Annotated in this window: 17 protein-coding genes; 6 read left to right on the top strand and 11 right to left on the bottom strand. The window is 72.0% G+C overall.

The genetic code is table 11. The annotated features are described in order from the left end of the window. Window positions 1–9: 9 nt before the first annotated feature. From ACZ5CZ_RS24025 to ACZ5CZ_RS23995, 7 genes are read right to left on the bottom strand one after another with little or no spacing between them, the layout of a single operon-like run. A complete protein-coding gene (locus ACZ5CZ_RS24025) occupies window positions 10–789 on the bottom strand; it encodes an ABC transporter ATP-binding protein (RefSeq protein WP_385845834.1) in 780 nt (259 codons plus the stop codon). Further along, a complete protein-coding gene (locus ACZ5CZ_RS24020; protein WP_385845835.1) occupies window positions 782–1,711 on the bottom strand; it encodes an ABC transporter permease in 930 nt (309 codons plus the stop codon). Before ACZ5CZ_RS24020 ends, ACZ5CZ_RS24025 begins: the two co-directional genes overlap by 8 nt. A 55-nt stretch (window positions 1,712–1,766) precedes the next feature. Further along, window positions 1,767–2,639, bottom strand: a complete 873-nt coding sequence (locus ACZ5CZ_RS24015; protein WP_468945809.1) for a glycosyltransferase family 2 protein — start codon at window positions 2,637–2,639, stop codon at window positions 1,767–1,769. A gap of 5 nt (window positions 2,640–2,644) precedes the next feature. Then, window positions 2,645–3,388: a CDP-alcohol phosphatidyltransferase family protein gene (locus ACZ5CZ_RS24010; protein ID WP_385845837.1), complete on the bottom strand. Its 744-nt coding sequence runs from the start codon at window positions 3,386–3,388 to the stop codon at window positions 2,645–2,647. Between the two features lie 13 nt (window positions 3,389–3,401). Beyond that, window positions 3,402–4,463 carry an iron-containing alcohol dehydrogenase family protein gene (locus tag ACZ5CZ_RS24005; protein ID WP_385845838.1) on the bottom strand — a complete coding sequence of 354 codons (1,062 nt, stop codon included), beginning with the start codon at window positions 4,461–4,463 and terminating at the stop codon, window positions 3,402–3,404. Then, window positions 4,451–5,203: a phosphocholine cytidylyltransferase family protein gene (locus tag ACZ5CZ_RS24000; protein WP_385845839.1), complete on the bottom strand. Its 753-nt coding sequence runs from the start codon at window positions 5,201–5,203 to the stop codon at window positions 4,451–4,453. Before ACZ5CZ_RS24000 ends, ACZ5CZ_RS24005 begins: the two co-directional genes overlap by 13 nt. Then, a complete protein-coding gene (locus tag ACZ5CZ_RS23995; RefSeq protein ID WP_468945805.1) occupies window positions 5,200–6,993 on the bottom strand; it encodes a DUF5941 domain-containing protein in 1,794 nt (597 codons plus the stop codon). The genes ACZ5CZ_RS24000 and ACZ5CZ_RS23995 overlap by 4 nt, the downstream gene beginning before the upstream one ends. A gap of 264 nt (window positions 6,994–7,257) precedes the next feature. Here ACZ5CZ_RS23995 and galE point away from each other — a divergent pair, with 264 nt between their 5' ends. The 3 genes from galE (at window position 7,258) to idi (ending at window position 10,112) form a co-directional block, all read left to right on the top strand. Continuing rightward, window positions 7,258–8,229 carry a UDP-glucose 4-epimerase GalE gene (galE, locus tag ACZ5CZ_RS23990; protein ID WP_468945803.1) on the top strand — a complete coding sequence of 324 codons (972 nt, stop codon included), beginning with the start codon at window positions 7,258–7,260 and terminating at the stop codon, window positions 8,227–8,229. A gap of 171 nt (window positions 8,230–8,400) precedes the next feature. Beyond that, on the top strand, window positions 8,401–9,336 hold the full coding sequence (locus tag ACZ5CZ_RS23985; protein ID WP_385845844.1) for a cation diffusion facilitator family transporter: 936 nt from the start codon (window positions 8,401–8,403) through the stop codon (window positions 9,334–9,336). A 182-nt stretch (window positions 9,337–9,518) separates the two neighbouring features. Then, window positions 9,519–10,112, top strand: coding sequence for an isopentenyl-diphosphate Delta-isomerase (gene idi / locus ACZ5CZ_RS23980; protein WP_385845846.1), 594 nt, complete (start codon window positions 9,519–9,521; stop codon window positions 10,110–10,112). A gap of 24 nt (window positions 10,113–10,136) precedes the next feature. On the opposite strand, the gene ACZ5CZ_RS23975 is transcribed toward idi, so the two are convergent. Continuing rightward, window positions 10,137–10,631 (bottom strand): ATP-binding protein, encoded by a 495-nt coding sequence (locus tag ACZ5CZ_RS23975; protein ID WP_468945800.1) that lies wholly within the window; start codon window positions 10,629–10,631, stop codon window positions 10,137–10,139. A 202-nt stretch (window positions 10,632–10,833) separates the two neighbouring features. After that, entirely contained in the window at window positions 10,834–11,403 is a 570-nt protein-coding gene (locus tag ACZ5CZ_RS23970) for an HdeD family acid-resistance protein (RefSeq protein WP_468945798.1), read from the bottom strand. A gap of 124 nt (window positions 11,404–11,527) precedes the next feature. Between ACZ5CZ_RS23970 and ACZ5CZ_RS23965 the strand changes: the two genes are divergently transcribed. Then, window positions 11,528–12,280 (top strand): enoyl-CoA hydratase/isomerase family protein, encoded by a 753-nt coding sequence (locus ACZ5CZ_RS23965; RefSeq protein WP_385845850.1) that lies wholly within the window; start codon window positions 11,528–11,530, stop codon window positions 12,278–12,280. Here ACZ5CZ_RS23965 and ACZ5CZ_RS23960 read toward each other — a convergent pair. Beyond that, a complete protein-coding gene (locus tag ACZ5CZ_RS23960) occupies window positions 12,267–12,902 on the bottom strand; it encodes a DJ-1/PfpI family protein (protein WP_468945795.1) in 636 nt (211 codons plus the stop codon). The genes ACZ5CZ_RS23965 and ACZ5CZ_RS23960 overlap by 14 nt on opposite strands. 29 nt (window positions 12,903–12,931) lie before the next feature. After that, on the bottom strand, window positions 12,932–13,891 hold the full coding sequence (locus tag ACZ5CZ_RS23955) for a GlxA family transcriptional regulator (protein WP_385845852.1): 960 nt from the start codon (window positions 13,889–13,891) through the stop codon (window positions 12,932–12,934). Between ACZ5CZ_RS23955 and ACZ5CZ_RS23950 the strand changes: the two genes are divergently transcribed. Both ACZ5CZ_RS23950 and ACZ5CZ_RS23945 read left to right on the top strand, forming a co-directional pair. Then, window positions 13,890–14,042: a hypothetical protein gene (locus tag ACZ5CZ_RS23950; protein WP_468945792.1), complete on the top strand. Its 153-nt coding sequence runs from the start codon at window positions 13,890–13,892 to the stop codon at window positions 14,040–14,042. The genes ACZ5CZ_RS23955 and ACZ5CZ_RS23950 overlap by 2 nt on opposite strands. Beyond that, window positions 14,039–16,426 (top strand): Tex family protein, encoded by a 2,388-nt coding sequence (locus ACZ5CZ_RS23945; protein WP_385845854.1) that lies wholly within the window; start codon window positions 14,039–14,041, stop codon window positions 16,424–16,426. Before ACZ5CZ_RS23950 ends, ACZ5CZ_RS23945 begins: the two co-directional genes overlap by 4 nt. The last annotated feature ends 8 nt before the right edge of the window (window positions 16,427–16,434 follow it).

The following is a 16,434-nucleotide window of genomic DNA, read 5'->3' as shown; positions in this document are numbered from 1 at the left end:
CGAACCGGGTCACTTACCCGTGAACTTCTCGTACTCCTTCAGGACCTCTTCGGTCGGGCCGTCCATACGCAGTTCACCGCGTTCCAGCCAGAGCACGCGGTTGCAGGTGTCCCGGATGGACTTGTTGTTGTGGCTGACCAGAAAGACCGTGCCGGCTTCCTTGCGCAGTTCCCGGATGCGGTCCTCCGAGCGCTTCTGGAACTTCCGGTCACCGGTGGCGAGCGCCTCGTCGATCATGAGGACGTCGTGGTCCTTGGCGGCGGCGATGGAGAACCTGAGCCGGGCCGCCATACCGGAGGAGTAGGTGCGCATCGGCAGCGTGATGAAGTCGCCTTTCTCATTGATGCCCGAGAAGTCGACGATCTCCTGATAACGCTCCTTGATCTGCTCCCGGGACATCCCCATGGCGAGCCCGCCCAGGATGACGTTCCGTTCACCCGTCAGGTCGTTCATCAGAGCCGCGTTCACGCCCAGCAGGGACGGCTGGCCGTCGGTGTAGACCTTGCCCCGCTCCGCGGGCAGCAGTCCGGCGATGGCACGCAGCAGAGTGGACTTGCCGGAGCCGTTGGAGCCGATCAGGCCGATGGCCTCGCCGCGGTAGGCGACGAAGGACACCCCGCGCACGGCGTGCACCTTGCGCACCCCGCGCTCCTCGCCCCGCCGGACGATCCGGCTGAGCGCCGCCGTGGCGCTGCCCTTGCCGGTCTTGGCGCCGTTGACCCGGTAGACGATGTGCAGATCGTCGGCGATGACAGTGGGGCGGCGGTCCCCGGTGTGCTGCTCAGCCACGGCCGTACCTCTCCTCCGCCTTCCAGAAGTACACGAAGCCGCCCGCGAAGACGGCCACGGCCCAGAACAGCGCGATGGCCCACACATGCGGGGGCAGGTTCGAGGCGCCGTAGCCGTCGATCAGCGCGAAGCGCATCAGGTCCATGTAGACCGCGGCCGGGTTGACCTGGAGCAGCCGGACCGCGATCTCCGAGCGGCCCTCCATCATCTTGTGGATGGAGAACATCACGCCGGAGGTGTACATCCAGGTGCGCAGGATGAACGGCATCAGCTGGGCGAGGTCCGGGGTCTTGGCGCCCATGCGGGCCACGATCAGCGCGAGCCCGGTGTTGAACAGGAACTGCAACAGCAGGACCGGCACGATCAGCAGCCAGGAGGCGCTCGGGTAGCTGCCGAAGCCGATCGCCACGATGAACATCACGATCATCGAGAAGAGCAGCTGCTGGAGCTGCTGGAGCGAGAAGGAGACGGGCAGCGAGGCGCGCGGGAAGTGCAGGGCGCGCACCAGACCGAGGTTGCCGGAGATCGCGCGGACGCCCGACATGACCGAGCTCTGCGTGAAGGTGAACACGAACACGCCCGTGACCAGGAACGGGATGTACACGTCCTGGGACAGGCCCCGGCTCGCGTGCAGGATGACGCCGAAGATGAAGTAGTACACGCCGGCGTTCAGCAGCGGGGTGGCCACCTGCCAGAGCTGGCCCAGCTTGGCCTGGCTGTACTGCGCCGTCAGCTTGGCCTGGGAGAAGGCGAGGATGAAGTGGCGCCGCCCCCACAGCTGCCGGACGTACTCGACGAGCGTGGGCCTGGCGCCGCTCACGGCGAGCCCGTACTTGGCGGCGAGCTCGGCCGCCGTCAGCCCCTCGTCGGGCGACGGCGCCGCGCTCACCGCGACACCGCCGTCATGCGTTGTGTGACTCACGAGTGGAAACCAGGACTCTCTCGGTAAGAAGCTTGCTCTTCAGGTAAGAAGCTTCTCAGATCACCGGGGGTCGTCCCAGCCGGGTCAGCCGCCAGACCGTACGCCACCGCATGGGCCGGCGCGGGCCGCAGGGCGTGGTCCAGCCCTCCTTGAAGCCGCCGAACCAGGCCTTCAGGGCCGGACCGGAGGGGCGGCGGAGCAGCGTGAGCAGCAGCCACACCCCGAGATAGACGGGGACGAGGAGGGCGGGCAGGTTGCGGCGGGCGAGCCAGACCCGGTTGCGGGCGACCATGCGGTGGTAGACCGCGTGCCGCGAGGGCGCGGTCGTCGGGTGGTACAGCACCATGTCGGACCGGTAGTCGATCAGCCAGCCCGCGTTCAGCGCGCGCCAGGCCAGGTCGGTCTCCTCGTGGGCGTAGAAGAACTCGTCCGGCAACCCGCCGACCTCGGCGAAGACACGGGTGCGTACGGCGTTGGCGCCGCCGAGGAAGGTGGTCACCCGGGAGGAGCGCATCGGGTCGGAGGCACGCAGCCGGGGCACGTGCCGGCGCTGGGTCTCACCGGTCTCGGGGTCGGCGATCCGGAAGCTGATGATGCCGAGCTCCGGGTCCGCCTGGAACGCCTCCCGGCACAGCTGGGCGGTGTCATGGCGGGCGAGCAGGCCGTCGTCGTCCAGGAACAGCAATATGTCGACATCCCGGCCGGCCGGCCCGAAGGCCTCTATGCCGACGTTGCGGCCGCCGGGGATGCCCAGGTTCTCGGGCAGCTCGACGGTCCGTACGCCCTCGGGCACGTCCGGCACCGGGGAACCGTTGCCGACGACGACCACCTCGACGCGGTCGCCGTCCTGCTTGGCCACGGAGTCGAGCAGGGCCCGCAGCTCCTCCGGCCGGTTGCCCATGGTGATGATGACGGCGCCGACCTTCATGGCACTCACTTCAGCCTGCGCGAGGCGAGGATGGACACCAGGTGCAGCACGGTCTGGAGCATCGCGATGCCGGCCAGCACGGCGGTGCCGAGACGGGTGAAGAACAGGTCGCCGCGGATGTGGTCCGCGACGGCGAGGACCACGATCAGCAGCGAGGCCTCGATACCGAGGATCAGCCGGTGGAACTTGAGCGCGGCGGCGGCCCGGCGGGCCAGCGCCATCCCGGAGGAGCGCAGCTCTGCGGCGGCCTCCTGGACCGGCGGCTTGCCGGTCTGGTGCCGGGCGACGCCGACGAGGTCGGTCTCGGCCTTGATCAGGATGGCGCCGAGCGCGGCGAGGGTGCCGAGGAAGGCCCACAGCCAGTCGATCCGGCCGCCGCCCCACAGGTCGGCGGCGCGCAGACCGAGGCCGACCAGCACGGCCGCGTCGGTGAGATAGGCGCCGACCCGGTCCAGATAGACACCGCTGAGCGAGTACTGCTTCTTCCAGCGGGCGATCTCGCCGTCCACGCAGTCCAGCAGCAGGTACAGCTGGGTGGCGACGACACCGAGGACGGCGCCCGCGATCCCCGGCACCAGCAGGGCCGGGGCCGCGAGCACACCGCAGACGGTCATCAGGTAGGTGAGCTGGTTGGGCGTGACCCTGGTGTTGACCAGGTAGCGGTCGATCCGCAGGGAGACCTCACGCATGTAGAGGCGCCCCGCCCAGTGCTCACCGCTGCGCCGGTCCTTCACCCCGGCGGGGTGCACGACCGGACGGAGTTCAGCTACCGATGGCCTTGACATAGTCGGCGTAGATGTCCTTGATCTGGTTCGTCTTGAGGTCGAGGTGTTCGATGATCGTGTAGCGCCCGGGCCGGGTCTCCGGAGCGAACTCCACGACGCGGACGAACTCGTCCACGGTGAAGCCGATCTCCTCCGGCAGCACCGGAAGCCCGTGCCGGCGCAGCACCTCGGCCATGTGGGCCGACTCCTCGTGCGCTCCGCGCAGGTACATCGCGAAGGCGGCGCCGAGTCCGCACTGCTCGCCGTGGGCCGCCGCCCGCTTGGGGAACAGCAGGTCGAAGGCGTGGTTGATCTCGTGGCAGGAGCCGGAGGACGGGCGGGAGTCGCCCGACACGGACATCGCGATACCGCTGAGGACCAGCGCCTCGGCGAGCACCTGGAGGAAGTCGTTGTCCCCGATGCCGCCGGGGTGCCGCAGCACGGCCTCGCCGGCCTGCCGGGCCATGGCGGCGGCCAGACCGTCGATCTTCTCGCCGTTGACCCTGTTGGACAGCTCCCAGTCCGCGATCGCGTTGACGTTGGAGATCGCGTCGCCGATGCCCGCCCGGACGAAGCGGGCCGGGGCCTCGCGGATCACGTCCAGGTCGATGACCACGGCGATCGGGTTGGGCACGCCGTAGGAGCCGCGGCCCGCGTCGTTGTCCAGGGTCGCGACCGGTGAGCACAGGCCGTCGTGGGCGAGGTTGGTGGGGACGGCGACCAGCGGCAGGCCCACCCGGGCCGCCGCGAACTTGGCGCAGTCGATGATCTTGCCACCGCCGAGGCCGACCACCGCGTCGTAGTGGCCGGACTTCATCTCGCCGGCCAGCCGGACCGCGTCGTCCAGGGTGCCGCCACCCACCTCGTACCAGCTGGCGCCGGGCAGCGAGGGCGAGACCCGCTCGCGCAGCCGGGCGCCGGAGCCGCCGCTGACGGCGACCGCGAGCCGCCCGGACTGGGCGATGCGTTCATCGGCGAGGACCGCCCCCAGGTCGTCCAGGGCACCCGGGCGGATGTCCACGACGACCGGCGAGGGAATGAGCCGGGTCAGGAGCGGCATGCGATCTCCCGGCCACGGGCGAGGTCGTCGTGGTTGTCGATCTCCACCCAGTCGACGTCGCCGATCGGCGCGACGTCGATCCGGAAACCGCGGTCGACCAGCTCCTGGTAGCCGTGCTCGTAGAACTGCTGCGGGTCCGTCTCCCAGACCGTCTTCAGTGCGTCGGCCAGCTCGGCGGCGGCGTCACCCTCGATGAGGGTGACCCCGATGTACTCACCAGTCGCCTCGGCCGGGTCCATCAGCTTGGTGATCTTCGTCATCCCCTTGGCGGGGTCGACGACGACCTTCATCTCCTCGTCGGCCAGGGACTTCACGGTGTCCAGCGCGAGGATGATCTTCCTGCCCTCACCGCGGGCGGCCAGCAGCGTCTTCTCGACCGAGACCGGGTGCACGGTGTCGCCGTTGGCGAGGATCACGCCGTCCTTCAGGGCGTCCCGGCCGCACCACAGGGAGTAGGCGTTGTTCCACTCCTCGGCCTTGTCGTTGTCGATGAGGGTGAGCTTCAGGCCGTACTTCGCCTCCAGGGCCGCCTTGCGCTCGTACACGGCCTCCTTGCGGTAGCCGACGATGACCGCGACCTCGGTCAGACCGACCTCGGCGAAGTTGGCCAGGGTCAGGTCGAGGACCGTGGGCTCACCCTCGATGCCCGCGGGCCCCACCGGCACCAACGCCTTGGGCAGGGTGTCGGTGTAGGGGCGCAGACGCCGTCCGGCGCCGGCCGCCAGCACGAGGCCGATCATGCGGGTTCTCCTTCGTCGTGTACGGCGGGCGCCCCAGCGGACACCCAGAAGCGGATGCTCTCGGCGAGCACCACGAGGGCGACGGCCACGGCGAGCACCGTGAGCGCGACCTTGAACTGCGCCGCGGTGAGGACCGCGGCCAGGACCGTGACGAGGAGCGTGCGCCCCTCGTGCCCCCCGATGGAGCGCACCAGCCAGGCCGGGGGCGCTCCGGCGTTGCCGCGGATGCGGTACACCGTGTCGTAGTGATGGTAGGCGACGGCCGCCACCAGCCCGAAAGCCGCGGGCAGTGCTCCGTTCACCCCGGCCTTGGCCGCCAGGACGAGGACGGTGCCGTACTCGGCGGCCCGGAAGAGGGGTGGCACCAGCCAGTCGAGGGCGCCCTTGAGCGGGCGGTACAGGGCCTGCCCCGCGGTGATGGCGTAGACGACGGCACCCGCGACCGGGGCCCAGGTCACTCCGGAGAAGAGGGACGCGGCGAGGATCGCCGTACCGGCGAGGGCCACGAGCAGCGGGGCGCCGAGGCGGACGCGTGTGAGGCGGGTCACGAGGGCGGCGAGCGGGCCGTTGTCGGCGAGGTCGGCGAGGGCCTGTGCCGCCCGGTCGGTGCGGCTCGCCCTGCGGGTCACGGACCGCAGCACCCGCCCGGCCGTGGTGTACGTCGCCGCGAAGGCGCAGCCGACGAGCAGGACGGAGAAGGTGATCCGGGGGGTCGTGGCCGCCGTGAGCACCGCGATCATCGCCCAGCGCTCGCCGATCGGCAGCACGATCATCCGCCGTACCCAGACCGTCCAGCCGACGCTGTCGAGCTTGTCGGAGAGGGCGGCGGTGGGGCTGGTGTTGGCGGTGGCGTCGTGGTTGGCCTCGGTGAAGGAGAAGTCGACCACGTGCCGGCAGGTCTGGAGCACCATCGCGCCGAGGGCGAGGGCCCATACGTCGTCGCCGCCGCGGGCCGCGCCGAGGGCGAGGCCGGCGTAGTAGGCGTACTCCTTGGCCCGGTCGAAGGTGGCGTCCAGCCAGGCGCCGAGCGTGGAGTACTTCAGGGCGTAGCGGGCGAGCTGGCCGTCGGTGCAGTCCAGCACGAAGGAGGCGATGAGCAGCACACCGGCGGCGACGAAGCCGCCCCGGGTGCCGGTGGCCGCGCAGCCGGCCGCGATGAGCGCGGTGAGCAGCGAGGCGGTGGTGACCTGGTTCGGGGTCAGGCCGCGGCGGGCGCACCAGCGGGCGATGTAGCGCGAGTACGGGCTGATGAAGAAGGTGGTGAAGAAGCCGTCCCGGGACTTCACGGCCGACTTCAGACGTACGGCCTCGTCGTCGACGGCGGCGACGGCCTGCCGGGCCTCGTTGCGGGCCTGCGGGTCCTCGGGCACCTCCGCGACCAGGCTGCCGAGCTCCGGGCGGTGTACGGCGCTGCCGTCGGCGTCGAGCGCGGTGACGAGGCGGTCGGCGAGGCTGCCGACGTCCACGGCCGTACCGGTGCCGCCGCCGGCGGAGGTCTCGCGGGCCAGGGCCCGGGTCAGCGCCTGCCGGGCGGCCGGCTGGGCGGTGACGGCGCCGGGGATCGCGGAGAGCGGGAAGCGCGGGTCGGTCAGACCGAGGCGCAGGGCGTGCGGGTGACCGACGAAGCGGGCGTCGACCAGGGCCACGCGGTCGCCGGCCGGGGCGGCGGCGAGCAGGGTCTCGGCCTCGGCGGCGTCCGCTGCCGTGCGCACATCGAAGCCGAGGGACCGCAGATCGTGGTCGAGCGACGATCCGGGGACCGGCTGACCCGTGACGATGGCGGTCGACAACCGAACTCACTCCCTGGACGCCGGCGCGCGGCGGCACCGGACTTCTGCATGGTGGGCGCCCTGCCTGCGGCCCGGGCGGCATGTCGGCAGAGGGTATCGGATGGGTGGAAGCCCGTGTTCACCGGCCGTTCACAGCCCGGTCCACGGGGCCTGCCCGGGCCTTTGCCGCGATCATCATCGGGGATCGGGGGCCCGGCCCACAAACCCGTGGGCGCAGACCCGGGCATCCAGGACACCCTGGGTGTCGGCATAGGGTGGACGACCATGACGTGGCTGATCACCGGCGGGGCCGGATACATCGGGGCGCATGTGGCACGGGCCATGGCGGGCGCCGGGGAGAAGGTCGTGGCACTGGACGACCTGTCGGCGGCGGTACCGGAGCGGCTGCCCGCGGACGTGCCGCTGGCCGAGGGCTCGACGCTGGACGGGGACCGGCTGCGGCAGGTGCTGCGGGAGTACGGCGTGACCGGCGTCGTCCATCTCGCGGCGCGCAAGCAGGTCGCCGAGTCGGTGGCGCAGCCGACCCGCTACTACCGGGAGAACGTCGGCGGCCTCGCCACGCTCCTGGACGCGGTCGCCGAGGCGGGCGTCCGCCGGCTGGTCTTCTCCTCGTCGGCGGCCGTGTACGGCAATCCGGACGTGGACCTGATCACCGAGGACACCCCGTGCGCGCCGGTCAACCCGTACGGCGAGACCAAGCTGGCCGGGGAGTGGCTGGTGCGGGCGGCCGGAAAGGCACACGGGATCTCCACGGTGTGCCTGCGCTACTTCAACGTGGCGGGCGCGGCCGCCCCGGAGCTGGCGGACACGGGGGTGTTCAACATCGTGCCGATGGTCTTCGACCGGCTCACCCGTGACGAGGCGCCGCGGATCTTCGGTGACGACTATCCGACGCCGGACGGCACCTGCGTCCGGGACTACATCCATGTCGCCGATCTGGCCGAGGCCCATCTGGCGGCGGCGCGGCGGCTGGCGGACGGCACCCTCTCCGGTGATCTGACGCTGAACATCGGCCGGGGCGAGGGGGTCTCGGTGCGCGAGCTGATCACGGTGATCGGCGAGGTCACCGGGGACCGCCGGGAGCCGCTGGTCGAGGCGCGCCGGCCGGGGGACGCGCCGCGCGCGGTCGCCTCCGCCGAGCGGGCCGCCCGCGAGCTGTCCTGGCAGGCCCGGCGCGGGGTGCGCGAGATGGTCGCGTCGGCCTGGGAGGGCTGGCGGCTGCACCACGGTGGCTGACCCGCGCCCGCCCACTCCGCCCGCGCTCCGGCCGGCGCCCTGACCAGCGGATCGTTTCCGCAGGTCAGGGCACATGACAACGGTGTTCAGTGCCGCGTTGCCCGATACCCCCCACCCGTAGTTGACTGGGGCACGAGAACGGACCCGAGACAACGGGGAAGGGCGGTTTCCATGGGGGCTGGGCACGACCACGGGCACGCACACACGGCGCCTCCGGGTACGGCCACGGCCGCGTACCGGGGCCGGTTGCGGATCGCGCTGGGCATCACGCTCACGATCATGGTGGTCGAGATCGTCGGCGGCCTGGTCGCGGACTCGCTCGCGCTGATCGCCGACGCGGCACACATGGCCACCGACGCGGTGGGCCTCGGCATGGCCCTGCTCGCGATCCACTTCGCCGGCCGCCCGCCGAGCACCCACCGCACCTTCGGCTACGCCCGCGCCGAGATCCTCGCCGCCCTGGCCAACTGTCTGCTGCTGCTCGGCGTCGGCGGGTACGTCCTGTACGAGGCGGTCCAGCGGTTCGTCACCCCCGCGGAGACCCGGGGCGGCCTGATGGTCGTCTTCGGTCTGATCGGGCTGGTCGCGAACTCCGTCTCGCTCGTGCTGCTGATGCGCGGGCAGAAGGAGAGCCTGAACGTGCGCGGCGCCTTCCTGGAGGTGGCCGCGGACGCGCTCGGCTCGGTCGCCGTGCTGATCTCGGCGGCGGTGATCCTGACCACGGGCTGGCAGCCGGCCGACCCCGTCGCCTCGCTGGTGATCGGGCTGATGATCGTGCCGAGGACGCTGAAGCTGCTGCGCGAGACGCTGGACGTGCTGCTGGAGGCGGCCCCCAAGAACGTCGACATGGCGGAGGTCCGGGCGCACATCCTGGCCCTGGACGGCGTGGAGGACGTCCACGATCTGCACGCCTGGACGATCACCTCGGGCATGCCGGTGCTGTCGGCGCACGTGGTGGTCAGCTCGGAGGCGCTGAACGCCATCGGCCACGAGAAGATGCTGCACGAGTTGCAGGGCTGCCTCGGCGACCACTTCGACGTGGAGCACTGCACCTTCCAGCTGGAGCCGAGCGGGCACGCGGAGCACGAGGCCCGCCTGTGCCACTGACCCCGGGCACGGATGTTCGACCCCGGCGCGGGGTTCCGTGTATCTGCCACCGGGCACGATGATCCACCGGGTCCGCCTCCCGGTGCCCGGCCGCGCACGGACATGCGGACATGCGGGGAAGTGCCGGGAGTGCCGGATTCGTACGGCAGACTGGAGCGCGAGGACCGAGGCGAAGGATGGGTATGCCGATCACACCTGCCACCGCGACGCACAACTCGTCGAACGGCACCGCAGAGGCGATTTTGCTGGAACTGGTCGACGAGAAGGGTGTGACGACCGGCACGGCGGAGAAGCTGGCCGCGCACCAGCCGCCCGGGCAGTTGCACCGTGCCTTCTCGGTCTTCCTCTTCGACGAGCAGGGCCGGATGCTGCTCCAGCAGCGGGCGCTCGGCAAGTACCACTCCCCCGGTGTGTGGTCCAACACCTGCTGCGGGCACCCCTGCCCGGGCGAGGCGCCGTTCGCCGCGGCGGCCCGGCGGACGTACGAGGAGTTGGGCGTCTCCCCCTCGCTGCTCGCGGAGGCGGGCACCGTCCGCTACAACCACCCGGACCCGGTGTCGGGCCTGGTGGAGCAGGAGTTCAACCACCTGTTCGTCGGTCTGGTGCAGGCACCGCTCGCCCCGGATCCCGAGGAGGTCGCCCAGGCCGCGTATGTGACGGCGGCCGAGCTGGCCGAGCGGCACGCCCGGGACCCGTTCTCGGCGTGGTTCATGACGGTGCTGGACGCGGCGCGCCCGGCGATCAGGGAGCTGACCGGCCCGTCCGCGGGCTGGTGAACCCCGGCCCGGCAGGCCCGTCGGCTACGACAGCGCCGCGGGCTTGAGCGGCAGGGTGGCCCAGATCACCTTGCCGCCGCTCGCCGTGTGCTCCACGTCGAGCGCCCCGCCCGCCTCCCGGGCCACCTCGCGGACCAGGAGCAGGCCCCGGCCGCCGGTCCGGCCGTGATCGGCCTCCAGGGCGGTCGGCCGGTACGGATGGTTGTCCTCCACGGACACCCGCACCCACTCCGCCCCGACGGCGACCTCCACGGCGAGCGTCGGCGACAGCAGGGCCGCGTGCCGTACGGCGTTCGTGACCAGCTCGGAGACGATCAGCAGCAGCCCGTCCGCCAGATCGTCGGAGACCGGTACGCCCTGGCGCAGCAGCAGGTCCCGGACCGCGTGCCTGGCCCGCGGGACCGAGGCGTCCTCGGCGGGGGCGGTGAACCGCCACACACCCTCGTACGGCAGTGGATCGGGCTGCCGCTCGGCGCCCCCCGCTGGGCGCGGGCCGTCCCCGCGCCCGTGGTCGTCCATCGTCCGATCGCCACCTTCGCGCTCGATTGTCGCCACAGGTCGAGTGTTGGCAACGACCGGCTCCGGCCCCTCTGACTGAACACAAGTCAGCGAGTATCGAGCGCTTTCTGACCGACTGCGTATGACACGGTCACGTGTGGGAGCGTTCCTGTCCGGTGGCGGCACCCCACTCTTCCCGTGCCGCGGGTCCGGGCCGCCGCTCCTACTGGGAGACGAGCCCCACGACCCGGCGGCCGCTGTAGCCGGTGGCCAGCAGGCCGAGGCCGTCGAAGAGCAGGGCCAGGGAGAAGAAGGCACCGATGACGTACTGGCTGCTGCTCGGCCAGTGGGCGAGGACCAGGATCCCGAGCAGCAGGTCGAAGACGCCGAGCAGCAGGGTCCAGCCGAACTGCGGACCGCGCACCACCAGGCTGCCGACGATCCGGAAGAGGCCGGCGCTGAGGAACAGCAGGGCGGCGAACATGGTGAGCGCGGCGGCCGCCGCGTGCGGCAGCCGGATGACGACGACGCCGGCGGCGATGTTCAGGGCGGCGACGATGACACCGAGCCAGAAGAAGCTGGTGCCGCGGGCCTGGATGGCGTGCAGCAGGCCGACGATCCCGCCGATCAGCAGCAGCCAGCCGAACAGCAGCATGGAGGTCAGGGTGGCCAGACCGGTGTAGACGAGTCCGACGAGCCCGGCGAGCACGAGGATCACACCGAGCGCCGCGAGCCAGCCGAACCCCTGGCGCATCTTCGCCGCCCGGTCCTTCCGCCTGCGGAACCTGGCCATCGCCGCCTCCTCGAACAACAACCCCTTTGCCGCCGTATCTCCCCTTTGTCCCCGCTGGACCGCCCTCCGTAACGCGTGACCGGTCCCCGCCGGTGCGCCTGGACCGGCCGGTAACATCCGGCCCATGGACCCTGAGCTGTCCCACCACATCGCCGACTCCGTAGCCACCGTGGTGATCCGTCACCCGGCGAAGCGCAACGCCATGACCGCGGCGATGTGGCGGGCCCTCCCGCCGCTGCTCGACGAGCTGGCGCGCGACCCCGGCGTACGGGTGCTCGTGCTGACCGGCGCGGGCGCCACCTTCTGCGCGGGCGCGGACATCTCCTCGCTCCGGGGCTCGGCGGAGCCGCAGGAACTCGCGGTGGCGGCCGAGGAGGCCCTCGCCGCCTTCCCCAAGCCGACGCTCGCCGCGGTGCGTGGGCACTGCGTGGGCGGCGGGGCGCAGCTCGCCGGGGCCTGCGATCTGCGGCTGGCGGAGGAGGGCGCCCTGTTCGGGGTGACCCCGGCCCGGCTCGGCATCGTCTACCCGGCCTCCTCCACCCGCCGTCTGGTGTCGCTGGTCGGCCCGGCCACCGCCAAGTACCTGCTGTTCTCGGCCGAGTTGATCGACACCGAGCGGGCGCTGCGCACCGGGTTCGTGGACGAGGTGCTGCCCGAGGGCGAACTGGACAAGCGGGTGGCCGAGCTGGCCCGGACCCTGGTGTCCCGCTCCCAGCTCACCCAGGCCGCCGCGAAGGAGTTCGCGAACGGCCGGACCGACCGCGACGCCCACTGGGCCGCCCAGGCGCGGGCCGGCGGGGAGATGGAGGAGGGTGTCGCCGCGTTCCTGGAACGCCGGCCGCCGCGGTTCGGCTGGAGCGTCCCTACGACAGGATGAAGCGGCTCCTGGTGCGGAACTCCGCGACCAGGTGGGCCGGGGCCTTCTGAGGGGAGCCGGCGTCGTAGGGCGGCTGCGGGTCGTACTCCGTCAGCAGCTGGACGGCCATGGCGTGTTCGTCGCCCGCGACCCTGCCGAGCAGCGTCAGCCCCATGTCGATGCCGGAGGAGACCCCGGCCGCGGTGACGTACTTCCCGTCCACGACCACCCGCTCCCCGGTGGGCTCGGCGCCGAAGCCCGGCAGCTGGTCCAGGGCCAGCCAGTGCGAGGTGGCGCGGCGCCCGGTGAGCAGCCCGGCGGCGGCCAGCAGCAGCGAGCCCGTGCACACGGAGGTGGTCCAGGCGCTGGTCGCGTCGGCCGCGCGCAGCCAGTCCAGCAGCACCGGGTTGTCCATCTGCGCGTTCTGGCCGGGACCGCCCGGCACCACCACGATGTCCGGGGACGGTACGTCGGCGAGGGTGCGGTCGGCGGTGAGCGCGAGGTGTCCGGTGTCGGTGCGGTGGGGTCCGGTGCGCTCGGCGACGAACACGGTCTCCGCGTCCGGGAGCCGGCCCAGGGTCTCGTAGGGGCCGACGGCGTCGAGGGCGGTGAACCGGTCGTAGAGAACGACGGCGATCTGCACAGGCTTGTCCTTCCGTAGAGGGTGAGGGGTCAGAGGGCGGTCGCCGGGCGGAACCGGCGCCGGTACTCGGCCGGGGAGGTGCCGAGGGTGCGCAGAAAGGCGCGGCGCATGGCCTCGGGGGTGCCGTAGCCGCTGGCGCGGGCGATCCGCTCGACGCCGTCGGAGGTGTCCTCCAGCAGCCGCCGGGCGTGTTCGAGGCGGACCCGGTCGACGTACCGGCCGGGCGTCGTGCCGGTCTCGGCCTGGAAGGCGCGGGTGAACTGGCGCGCGGAGAGGGCGGCGCGGGCGGCGAGCGCCTCGACGCCCAGATCGGCGTCCGGGTGCTCGGTGATCCACTGCTGGACGTCCCGCAGCGGCTCGCGCCGGGCGGTCTGGGCGGCGAGCTGGGCGCTGAACTGGGCCTGGTTGCCCGGCCGGCGCAGGAACACCACCAGGTGCCGGGCGACGGTCAGCGCGGCCTGCCGGCCGAGGTCCTCCTCGACCAGCGCGAGCGCGAGGTCGATGCCCGCGGTGACCCCGGCCGAGGTGGCCACGGGCCCGTCCCGGACGTAGACCGGGTCCGGGTCGACCTCGACGGCCGGGTGGTCCCGGGCGAGCTTCGCGCAGTACGCCCAGTGCGTGGTCACCCGCCGGCCGTCCAGCAGCCCGGCCCGGGCGAGCAGGAAGGCACCGGTGCAGACGGAGACCAGGCGCCGGGCCCGCGGGCCGTGCGCCCGCAGCCACTCCACCAGCCGCGGATCGGGTCCCTCGGTGCCCTCCCCGCCGGGCACCACCAGCGTGTGCGGACCGGCTTCCCCGGCCAGGGACCCGTCCGGTACGACGGTCAGCCCGCTGGAGGTGCGCACCGGGCCGCCGTCCAGGGAGGCGGTACGGAGGCGGTACGAGCCGGGGGTGTGCCGCTCGGCACCGGTGAAGACCTCCACGGGACCGGTGACGTCGAGACTCTGGACGCCGTCGAAGAGGACGACGAGAAGGGTGCGTGGCGTCATGTCCACGATTGTTGGCGGGCCGCGCGATGACGGCAACGACGGATTTCCCACCTTTTCCGCCATGCCGCGTACCGCCCTGATCCCCGGTGGTCGGCGCCACCTGCCACAATTGCCGCGCAACCTCAGCGGAGAAGGCGGTACCGGATCGTGACGACACCCGGATCCATCGGAGCGGGATCCATCGAAGGCAGGATCGCCGAGGAACTCGGCGTACGGGAGCGGCAGGTGAAGGCCGCGGTGGAGCTGCTCGACGGCGGTTCGACGGTGCCCTTCATCGCCCGCTACCGCAAGGAAGCGACCGAGATGCTCGACGACGCGCAGCTGCGCACGATCGAGGAGCGGCTGCGCTATCTGCGGGAGCTGGAGGAGCGGCGGACCGCGATCCTGGAGTCGGTGCGCGAGCAGGGCAAGCTGACCGAGGAGCTCGAGGCCCGGATCCGGGGCGCCGAGACCAAGGCGCGGCTGGAGGACATCTACCTCCCCTACAAGCCCAAGCGGCGCACCAAGGCGCAGATCGCGCGCGAGGCGGGCCTGGAGCCGCTGGCCGAGGGCCTGCTCGGCGACCCGACGGTGGACCCCCTGGCGGCCGCCGCCGCGTTCGTGGACGCCGGCAAGGGCGTCGCCGATCCGCAGGCCGCGCTGGACGGCGCGCGGGCGATCCTCACCGAGCGGTTCTCGGAGGACGCCGACCTGATCGGCGAGTTGCGCGAGCGCATGTGGGTGCGCGGCCGGCTGGCCGCGAAGGTGCGCGAGGGCAAGGAGGAGGCGGGCGCCAAGTTCGCCGACTACTTCGACTTCGCGGAGCCGTTCACCGAGCTGCCCTCGCACCGGATCCTGGCGATGCTGCGCGGTGAGAAGGAGGAGGTCCTGGACCTCGTCCTGGAGCCGGAGGAGGCCACCGACGGCCCGTCCTCCTACGAGGGCATCATCGCCGCGCGGTTCGGCATCGCCCACCGCGGCCGGCCCGCCGACAAGTGGCTCACGGACACCGTCCGCTGGGCCTGGCGCACCCGGATCCTGGTCCACCTCGGCATCGACCTGCGGCTCCGGCTGCGTACGGCGGCGGAGGACGAGGCGGTGAACGTGTTCGCCGCGAACCTGCGCGACCTGCTGCTCGCCGCGCCGGCCGGCACCCGGGCGACCCTGGGCCTGGACCCCGGCTTCCGCACCGGTGTGAAGGTCGCCGTGGTCGACGCCACCGGCAAGGTGGTGGCCACCGACGTGATCTACCCGCACGTCCCCGCCAACAAGTGGGACGAGGCGATCGCCAAGCTGGCGCGGCTGTCGAAGGAGCACGCGGTCGAGCTGGTCGCGATCGGCAACGGCACCGCGTCCCGTGAGACCGACAAGCTCGCCACCGAGCTGATCGCCAGGCACCCGGAGCTGAAGCTCACCAAGGTGATGGTGTCCGAGGCCGGCGCCTCGGTGTACTCGGCCTCGAGTTACGCCTCGCAGGAGCTGCCGGACCTGGACGTGTCGCTGCGCGGCGCGGTCTCCATCGCCCGTCGGCTCCAGGACCCGCTGGCCGAGCTGGTGAAGATCGACCCCAAGTCGATCGGAGTCGGCCAGTACCAGCACGACCTGTCCGAGGTGAAGCTGTCCCGCTCGCTGGACGCGGTCGTCGAGGACTGTGTGAACGGCGTCGGCGTGGACGTGAACACCGCGTCCGTGCCGCTGCTCGCGCGGGTGTCGGGCATCTCCTCCGGGCTCGCCGAGAACATCGTCGCGCACCGGGACGCCAACGGGCCGTTCCGCTCCCGCTCGGAGCTGAAGAAGGTGGCGCGGCTCGGTCCGAAGGCGTTCGAGCAGTGCGCGGGCTTCCTGCGGATCCGGGGCGGCGACGACCCGCTGGACGCGTCCAGCGTGCACCCCGAGGCGTATCCGGTGGTGCGCCGCATGGTGAAGACCACGGGCCAGGAGGTGGCCTCCCTCGTCGGCAACACGGGCGTGCTGCGCTCGCTGCGGCCCGCCGACTTCGTGGACGACACCTTCGGTCTGCCGACGGTGACGGACATCCTGAAGGAGCTGGAGAAGCCCGGGCGTGACCCGCGTCCGGCGTTCCGGACGGCCACCTTCAAGGAGGGCGTGGAGAAGATCTCCGACCTGGCCGCCGGGATGGTCCTGGAGGGCGTGGTGACGAACGTGGCCGCCTTCGGCGCGTTCGTGGACATCGGCGTCCACCAGGACGGCCTGGTGCATGTGTCGGCGATGTCGAAGACGTTCGTCAAGGACCCTCGCGATGTGGCGAAGCCGGGTGACATCGTCAAGGTGAAGGTCCTCGACGTGGACATCCCGCGCAAGCGGATCGCGCTCACCCTGCGCCTGGACGACGAGGCGTCGCCGCAGGGCCAGGGCGGCGGCCGGCAGCAGCGCGGCGGCGGCGCCCGGCCGCCCCAGCAGCGGCAGGGCCAGCGCCAGGGCCGCGGTGGCGACAAGGGCGGCGACCGGGGCGGACGTCAGGCCCCGCCGCCGGGCAACAGCGCGATGGCCGACGCGCTGCGGCGGGCGGGCCTGCTGGACCCGAAGAAGCGGTAGCCCGGCGG

It is taken from the genome of Streptomyces sp. NPDC031418 (assembly GCF_055581605.1).
The sequence above is the reverse complement of the archived record's forward strand: the minus strand, read 5'-3'. Positions and strand labels throughout refer to the sequence as shown.

Excerpts from the sequence above, each read along its gene's own strand:
- ACZ5CZ_RS24015 (WP_468945809.1), bottom strand. The coding sequence starts at position 2,639 with ATGAAGGTCGGCGCCGTCATCATCACCATGGGCAACCGGCCGGAGGAG.
- ACZ5CZ_RS24005 (WP_385845838.1), bottom strand. The coding sequence starts at position 4,463 with ATGCCGCTCCTGACCCGGCTCATTCCCTCGCCGGTCGTCGTGGACATC.
- ACZ5CZ_RS24000 (WP_385845839.1), bottom strand. The coding sequence starts at position 5,203 with ATGATCGGCCTCGTGCTGGCGGCCGGCGCCGGACGGCGTCTGCGCCCC.
- galE (WP_468945803.1), top strand. The coding sequence starts at position 7,258 with ATGACGTGGCTGATCACCGGCGGGGCCGGATACATCGGGGCGCATGTG.
- ACZ5CZ_RS23985 (WP_385845844.1), top strand. The coding sequence starts at position 8,401 with ATGGGGGCTGGGCACGACCACGGGCACGCACACACGGCGCCTCCGGGT.
- idi (WP_385845846.1), top strand. The coding sequence starts at position 9,519 with ATGCCGATCACACCTGCCACCGCGACGCACAACTCGTCGAACGGCACC.
- ACZ5CZ_RS23975 (WP_468945800.1), bottom strand. The coding sequence starts at position 10,631 with ATGGACGACCACGGGCGCGGGGACGGCCCGCGCCCAGCGGGGGGCGCC.
- ACZ5CZ_RS23970 (WP_468945798.1), bottom strand. The coding sequence starts at position 11,403 with ATGGCCAGGTTCCGCAGGCGGAAGGACCGGGCGGCGAAGATGCGCCAG.
- ACZ5CZ_RS23965 (WP_385845850.1), top strand. The coding sequence starts at position 11,528 with ATGGACCCTGAGCTGTCCCACCACATCGCCGACTCCGTAGCCACCGTG.
- ACZ5CZ_RS23950 (WP_468945792.1), top strand. The coding sequence starts at position 13,890 with ATGTCCACGATTGTTGGCGGGCCGCGCGATGACGGCAACGACGGATTT.
- ACZ5CZ_RS23955 (WP_385845852.1), bottom strand. The coding sequence starts at position 13,891 with ATGACGCCACGCACCCTTCTCGTCGTCCTCTTCGACGGCGTCCAGAGT.